Here is a 6427-nt window from a genome sequence, read left to right on the forward strand (position 1 = left end):
AAATATATAACTTCTCTGGGGCACTGATAGATTTTTTCTTCTCTGAAAAAATACGTGAAAATATTTTTTTAAGATTATTAAGATTTGAAGTAGATTCACTTGAACATGACTTTAATTTTTTGTGTCAGCAGCCTAAAGAAGTTTTTAGCTACTTCGATGGAGTCCTTCTTAAGTTAGTTTCTATGGGGTTATCATATTTACTAAATGGTGGAACTAACATTAAACCTGTTAGCCAAAAAGATGCTTTTAGCCATATTTTCAGCCCTGCAGATTATAAAATAAGCGCCGCTAATTTAGGCCATGGAACTTCGTACCTGATAAAAAATCTAGCTAATATACATATTCATTACATTTTATATTCTATAATTCATTCGCTAAAAGACACTCCGAAAGTTGGTGAGGACATAGAGAAATACCTTAGCTCTATACACTCACTCAAGAAAAAAGGTAACTATATAAATGCCTTCATAGAAGGCACTCATTCGAAGGTAAAGTTTTATGATGTCACATCAATTCACAACTTAATCTTATTTACCAATCTAGACCTCTGTGAAAAAGTTAATAGTAATGATGGAACAGTGACGTTTATGGACTCAAAAAGCCAACTGAAAAATGGGAATTACAATATATTTCATATTGATCCAAAAGTATTTGAAGCATTTTACAAAGACACTTTAACTTCAGAGCAGAATTAATTGAGAATAACGCTCGCATGTATAGCGCTAAAAAAAATGTTCCATTGATACGTGCTTACTTTTTTCAAGCCCAATCCTCGGTTTGGTAATATTTATAAGAGTTACTAGTAACGAAGTCATTATCACAACAAATACCAATTAAAAAACTACGACTCATACACCTGATATGAACCAATACATAACAGGAGAAAGATAATGACTAACCCAACCCAATACCCAGTAACAACAAACCCTACATACAAGCAATATCAAACACTCGCTAGAGTAGATCAGCGACTAGTTATTCCCTACTTAAATGCTATTGAGAAAGTAATGCATGCTGCATGTAGTGAACATAAAAGAACGTTTGCAGTCAGAATTGATTTAAGGCTACCTGCTTATTCAAATACAGTTGATTTAGATAGCAATAAAATTATTACACGATTTATTGCTTCTCTTGAGGCGCAGATTAAAGCAGATACAAAACGTAAAATTCGTGATGGTAAAACTCCACATCCATGTAATATTAGATATATTTGGACTAGAGAGAAGGACGAAGCTCACCATCAGCATTATCATCTTGTACTGTTTTTCAATAAGGACCGGTACCACTGTACGGGTAAAATAAATATAGAAAGCGATAACTTGTTTACCCGAATAGCTAAGGCCTGGGCAAGTGCGTTGTCCTTAACGCTGAATGAAACGATGGAATTAGTTCATTTGCCTGATAATGCACACTATTACCTTGACGCTAATAACCCTAATTTCGCTCAAAACTTCCATGCTCTTTATTGTCGAGTAAGTTACTTCGCCAAACTTAATACTAAGCATTACGGCTTAGGGCAGCGTTGTTTTGGTTATAGTCAGAGGTGATACTTTAACTAAGACCTGTGCTTCTCATAAATTGTTCTAACGCGCTTTTGAGACCTTCAACTAGCTAAATAAGCTCAAACCCTTAGTATATAAGGGATGGCAAGTTCCCAAAATAGCATTACGAGAAGCGCCATTTACACTACAAAAGCAAAAAAAGAACGCACTGCTAAATGCGTTCTTTGTTTACTTCTAATCAAATAAACTCGCTAATCCAGCCAGCAAGCCACTAGCAACAGCCAATGGCACCGTAACAGGTGCAGATGCCACACCTAACCCAACTACTATCGCACCAGATACAGCAGCTCCTGCTACAGCACCAGAGCTTACAGCAATAGCCGTTCGTCCGAGTGACGGCTCACTACTACCGGTTATCTGTTTAGATACTTCATTTCCTACTACACCGCATGTAACGGCTTTTTCTAACGACATAACAAACTTACTCCTATTATATGTAATAAATTTATAGCTCTAACTCTTCAAAGTCTTTATCGATTTCCTCCTGGGTTATTCCAATATAACGCAGTGTTGTTGCTTCAGAGCTATGGCGAAGCATTTTCATTACACGGGCGATGTCTTGGGTTTTGTGATAGAGGTGGTAACCTCGTGTTTTACGCATTGAGTGAGTACCTAGCTTTAAATTAAGCTCTTCACCCACCAGCGCAAATGCTCTTGTAACAGCCCTGCGTGACAAGGGCCGTGTTATTGAACTTTTAGATTGTTGATTACGATACGATTGAAATAAGTAAACATGATTGGCGTGAGTGATACGTACTTCGTGGATAAACGCTAATGCTTTCTGATTTAACTTAATCTCTGCTAGCTTGCCTGTTTTACTCTCAAATATAATTAACCTGTCGTTTTGTATATCCGTAAATTTAACAGACAATAAATCAGATATACGCAATGCTAAGTTCAAACCTATATTCCAAATATGGCTCATTTGCTTAGAACACCGCTTTTCGAGCAAGTAACTAATTAACTTAACTGTATCAAGGTCCTTAATCGCTTGTACTTCAGCCATTACCAACTCCTTAATCAGTTGTAATACTGACCTGGTAGCAACCCGTGTTGTAATAATCAACAAAGTTAGCCACAAACAAGGTTAAAAGGTCCTTCCCCTCTCGTTCACTCAACCAGCCCACCAGCATGTGATATACCCGCTTAATCACAAAGCACACATCAATCTCTTTTACTAATTCAGAATCCGGTCGGCCCTGGTATGAAAAATCAGTAATGTATATAAGCTCCCAACCAATACCCCGTTTTTCTAGCCTTACCTCAACAGGATGAAATCCACCGGCTTTAGCACTGTAGTCTTTATCACGAAAATTAATAGTTAGCGCCTTAGCACATCCTACCGACTCCCCTGCTTTAGCAACTGCATTAACGATCACACCAAACAATGATTCTGGCACGTTTAATCCTGGCACTTGCTTTATTTTAATAGCCATACCCTACTCCCTTTAAATTAAGCCATGCTCAGCGAATGAATAGCTGGTTTCACCAATGATGATGTGATCGACTATCGAAACATCAATCAGTTTGAGCGCCTGCTGTAATTTGGTAGTAATTAACTTGTCGGCCTGTGACGGCGTACTGACGCCTGAGGGATGATTGTGCGCCAGTATTACGGATGCTGCATTTAGCGCTAATACTTCTTTAACTACCTCTCGTGGGTATACGCTTGCTGCGTTAATAGTACCCCTAAATAACTCTTTGTATTCAAGTATGCGGTTTTGGTTATCCAAAAACAGCACAGCAAACACCTCATGCTCAATTAACGCCAGCTTATGTCTTAAATATTCTTCACTGTCTTTCGGACATGTTAAAGCCCCATGCCTAAATTGCTTTTGAGCGATTATGTAAGCTGCTGCTTCAAGTATTTGTTCATCACTTACTGGGTGATCAAATTCGTATAGTGACTTGTTATTTTGCATTGTTATGCCCTCTTAATGGTTTATGCAAAATAGTGATGTATATGTTTAACGCTTTTGTTTCATTTCAGTAAAAAATTACTACCCCCGGAAAGGATATGTACTACTAACCTAACCGGAGAAATCCCATGCGTTTAATCAAATTAAAAGAAGTTTTACATATCACAGGCTTAAGCCGATCTACTGTTTATCGCTTTATGAGTGCTGGTGGATTTCCAATGAAAGTTGAGCTAGGTGGTAACTCTGTAGCCTGGGTAGAAAGTGAAGTTGAAGAATGGATAAGTGAAAAAATAGGGAAAAGGGACACTATAAATACAGCAGCTTAAAATGCTACCCCATAGCGGGGTAGCTTTAATAAAGCCTACTGGTTTAATTCATAGCAAAGTCTAAAGCCGGTTTTTACTCCTTTATATTTGCCAGTACAATCTCGTGGTCCAGATGCCCTTAATACATGAGCGTCGCCATAAAAGGAGGTTAAACTTGCTGAGCGTATACTTACGCCTTCCAATAACCATTCTGCAAAAAAGTTCGAGTCTATAAATTCCAACCCATTTTTTTCAAAATTAGTTAAATTTTCAGGAAACCGTAATGTTAATGCATCAAAGTCACTCTCATTCATGTATGGAGGGTGCCCTGGGTACTGCCTGCCGTCAGGTGTATAAAAGGCCATATAGCCACCGTTTTTAAAGCTGGCATTTGTCCCTAAGTCGTTATCCCTAACAGCTAAGTACTCGTCGTATGCTAGTAATCTTAGTGGAACGTTTGTTTCTTTTTCTGCCCAGCTTACATAAGCTAAAACATCATAAAAGGTACATGTTGCGGCTAAATTTTTATCCGCCTCAGTATTTAACGGGGGTAACGAGTCACCCTTTCTGGTAGAAAAATATTCATGGTTTTTATGTAAAAAATCATTTAGTTCATCTATGGTGATCAGCTCTGAAACCATTAACTCTTTATTTGCTAGCTTAACTTTTTTAAAGCCATACAAGTGCTTATTAGAGCTGCGGCTTTCGATAATATAATCCCCAGAGGTTTCATAATAATTTTGTAATATTACATGTTGCCCTGGGTAATTTTTAGTTAAACCACCATTAGCATAGTAATGTTGCTCTGCTAAGTGGCTGTCTAATTCACGATTACCTTTATAGTTAAAGTACTCCCAACGCTTAAACCGATAATCTTCAATAAAGCTTGGTATATCTGCTCGCTTTAGGTAATCACCGTATATTTGATGTGTAAAAACCTTATCTCTTTGGTTTTTGATGACAAAGTCAAAATTACCGTTATCGTCAGAGAGGAATATAAGGTTCTCGTTATAAGGAATTACATTTACCCATCCCTTATTTGACTGTTGAAACCTTTGATTTAATATCTTTTGTAAAAATTGCGCTGATTTTATATATACCCCAGACTCATCCGAAGACATGCTATTTTCATAATAGACCTCAACATCTGAGCCGAAAGCATGGTCGTAAAAGTTTGTAAGGTTGTTACCAAGTAAATTATAGCAACCACCAATCTCAAACATATTACTAATAATTATCAGATCTGAAATGCTTACCATCACTTCTTCATATTCAGCAGTTTGAGTAGAAGCTTCATTTAAATTATTAGAAGCAGAGTCAAAAAAAGAGGGAAGATTACCCGTTCGCCTTTTTGTAAGTGGGATTTTTGTATTAAGGTCTAAAGATAATAGCTCCTTAAAGCGCTCTTCATTAAAATCTACAAAATAGTGTTCCTTCATAGCCTCGACATATTTATCAAGTTCAAAGCTATCATCACAAAAGAGCTTAATATGCAGCTTTTGAATAAAAATATTTTCCCAATATTTATCTTTAGCTAATACTTCATAAAGATCATGCATATCCCAGGCTAAAACACCTGAAAAATCGAAGTCGTTCCCAGTAAATAACTTACTCGGCATCTGCTCTTTTGAGTAAAACAGCCTTTCAGATACTTGCTGGTGGGTAAATTGCGTGTAGCCTAATTGCATTCCACGGTATTTATGCTCAAGTAAATTAACTCGTTTTTGCAGCTTATGTGCTGCCATAAATGGCTTAAGCTTTTCTTCAAACTCTTTTTCGTAGTTAGCAAACCCGCCTTTAATACCTAGATTTTTAGCTAATATATTAAGCTTTGTGGTATGAGGGATTTTTTCTCTGTCTCTGATAGTTTTTTTAGCTGAGTATTTTAAGTTCTCTGGTGTTAAACCAGTAATTGGCACTATATGAAATTTTTCTAAAGGGATGTATGTAGTTGGAACCGCAGTATTGTTTTTCATTCTATAACCTTAAAAAATAGTTAAAGCCCCGTTGTATATTTTTAACGGCGTACTTCCGGCTACTAAGTCCAAGAATGAAGTGTATATCGTAGGTATGATGTAAAACGATTCGAGTGCTTTGTTTTGTAAGAAGTACATTACAAACCGCAGGTAAGCCTCTGCCCTTGGAACGCAATTTAATTGCAAATACTTTTAATGTCAAATATTTATTGTAGTAATTTAAGAAACAAACCACATCAACTCATTTTGATTGCATCTTTAACTTTGCCTGATATAGTTACTACAAAATAATGATTTAGTATATTTATGACTAATACCGCATTGGATGCACTCACACATGCTCAGAGGGAACGCTTAGCGTTCATAGATTTTAATCTGCAGTACTTTGGCCAAGTTGCAAGAGCTGATTTAATTCAGCGCTTTAAAACTGGCTTAGCCGCGTGCACCCGTGATTTAGCATCCTACAAAGAGCTTGTTCCGCAAAACTTAGTATTGAGTCATACAACCAAAAGCTACCACCGTCTAGAAAGCTTTAAACCTTTATTCAAACATAACGCTGAGAGTATTCTCAGCGCTTTATGCCGTGGTTTTGGTGATGGCTTGTCTAGCGGCAATCAGCCCAGCAGTTATTGCCAAGATGCAACGCGCTTAATACATCCAAATAG

8 protein-coding genes and 1 pseudogene are annotated in these 6427 nt (G+C 37.1%); 4 read left to right on the forward strand and 5 right to left on the reverse strand.

What is annotated here, in order from left to right; genetic code table 11:
* Both CXF89_RS21225 and CXF89_RS17715 read left to right on the forward strand, forming a co-directional pair.
* Window positions 1–695: hypothetical protein (locus tag CXF89_RS21225; protein WP_180961423.1), on the forward strand; the 695-nt coding region annotated here is incomplete at its 5' end.
* 195 nt (window positions 696–890) lie between these two features.
* The gene (locus CXF89_RS17715) at window positions 891–1547 is read left to right on the forward strand and encodes an inovirus Gp2 family protein (protein ID WP_121955336.1); all 657 of its coding nucleotides are present in this window, start codon (window positions 891–893) and stop codon (window positions 1545–1547) included.
* Between the two features lie 189 nt (window positions 1548–1736).
* On the opposite strand, the gene CXF89_RS17720 is transcribed toward CXF89_RS17715, so the two are convergent.
* From CXF89_RS17720 to radC, 4 genes are read right to left on the reverse strand one after another with little or no spacing between them, the layout of a single operon-like run.
* Window positions 1737–1976 (reverse strand): hypothetical protein, encoded by a 240-nt coding sequence (locus CXF89_RS17720; RefSeq protein WP_121955337.1) that lies wholly within the window; start codon window positions 1974–1976, stop codon window positions 1737–1739.
* A gap of 31 nt (window positions 1977–2007) precedes the next feature.
* Window positions 2008–2568: a tyrosine-type recombinase/integrase gene (locus tag CXF89_RS17725; protein ID WP_121955338.1), complete on the reverse strand. Its 561-nt coding sequence runs from the start codon at window positions 2566–2568 to the stop codon at window positions 2008–2010.
* 10 nt (window positions 2569–2578) lie between these two features.
* Window positions 2579–2998, reverse strand: coding sequence for a DUF2787 family protein (locus tag CXF89_RS17730; protein ID WP_121955339.1), 420 nt, complete (start codon window positions 2996–2998; stop codon window positions 2579–2581).
* Window positions 2999–3010: 12 nt separating this feature from the next.
* Window positions 3011–3484: a RadC family protein gene (gene radC, locus CXF89_RS17735; RefSeq protein WP_121955340.1), complete on the reverse strand. Its 474-nt coding sequence runs from the start codon at window positions 3482–3484 to the stop codon at window positions 3011–3013.
* Between the two features lie 125 nt (window positions 3485–3609).
* Between radC and CXF89_RS17740 the strand changes: the two genes are divergently transcribed.
* On the forward strand, window positions 3610–3807 hold the full coding sequence (locus CXF89_RS17740; RefSeq protein WP_055015691.1) for a helix-turn-helix transcriptional regulator: 198 nt from the start codon (window positions 3610–3612) through the stop codon (window positions 3805–3807).
* A 35-nt stretch (window positions 3808–3842) separates the two neighbouring features.
* On the opposite strand, the gene CXF89_RS17745 is transcribed toward CXF89_RS17740, so the two are convergent.
* Window positions 3843–5762 (reverse strand): hypothetical protein, encoded by a 1920-nt coding sequence (locus tag CXF89_RS17745; protein ID WP_121955341.1) that lies wholly within the window; start codon window positions 5760–5762, stop codon window positions 3843–3845.
* Window positions 5763–6068: 306 nt separating this feature from the next.
* Here CXF89_RS17745 and CXF89_RS17750 point away from each other — a divergent pair.
* Window positions 6069–6427: pseudogene (locus CXF89_RS17750) on the forward strand (WYL domain-containing protein); the annotation flags it as partial.

Origin of the sequence: Pseudoalteromonas sp. MelDa3 (assembly GCF_002863625.1) — a bacterium.
In the GTDB taxonomy this organism is placed as follows: domain Bacteria; phylum Pseudomonadota; class Gammaproteobacteria; order Enterobacterales; family Alteromonadaceae; genus Pseudoalteromonas; species Pseudoalteromonas arctica.

Coding starts and splice junctions, on each gene's coding strand:
- CXF89_RS17715 (WP_121955336.1), top strand. CDS start 891: ATGACTAACCCAACCCAATACCCAGTAACAACAAACCCTACATACAAG.
- CXF89_RS17745 (WP_121955341.1), bottom strand. CDS start 5,762: ATGAAAAACAATACTGCGGTTCCAACTACATACATCCCTTTAGAAAAA.
- CXF89_RS17725 (WP_121955338.1), bottom strand. CDS start 2,568: ATGGCTGAAGTACAAGCGATTAAGGACCTTGATACAGTTAAGTTAATT.
- CXF89_RS17730 (WP_121955339.1), bottom strand. CDS start 2,998: ATGGCTATTAAAATAAAGCAAGTGCCAGGATTAAACGTGCCAGAATCA.
- radC (WP_121955340.1), bottom strand. CDS start 3,484: ATGCAAAATAACAAGTCACTATACGAATTTGATCACCCAGTAAGTGAT.
- CXF89_RS17740 (WP_055015691.1), top strand. CDS start 3,610: ATGCGTTTAATCAAATTAAAAGAAGTTTTACATATCACAGGCTTAAGC.
- CXF89_RS17720 (WP_121955337.1), bottom strand. CDS start 1,976: ATGTCGTTAGAAAAAGCCGTTACATGCGGTGTAGTAGGAAATGAAGTA.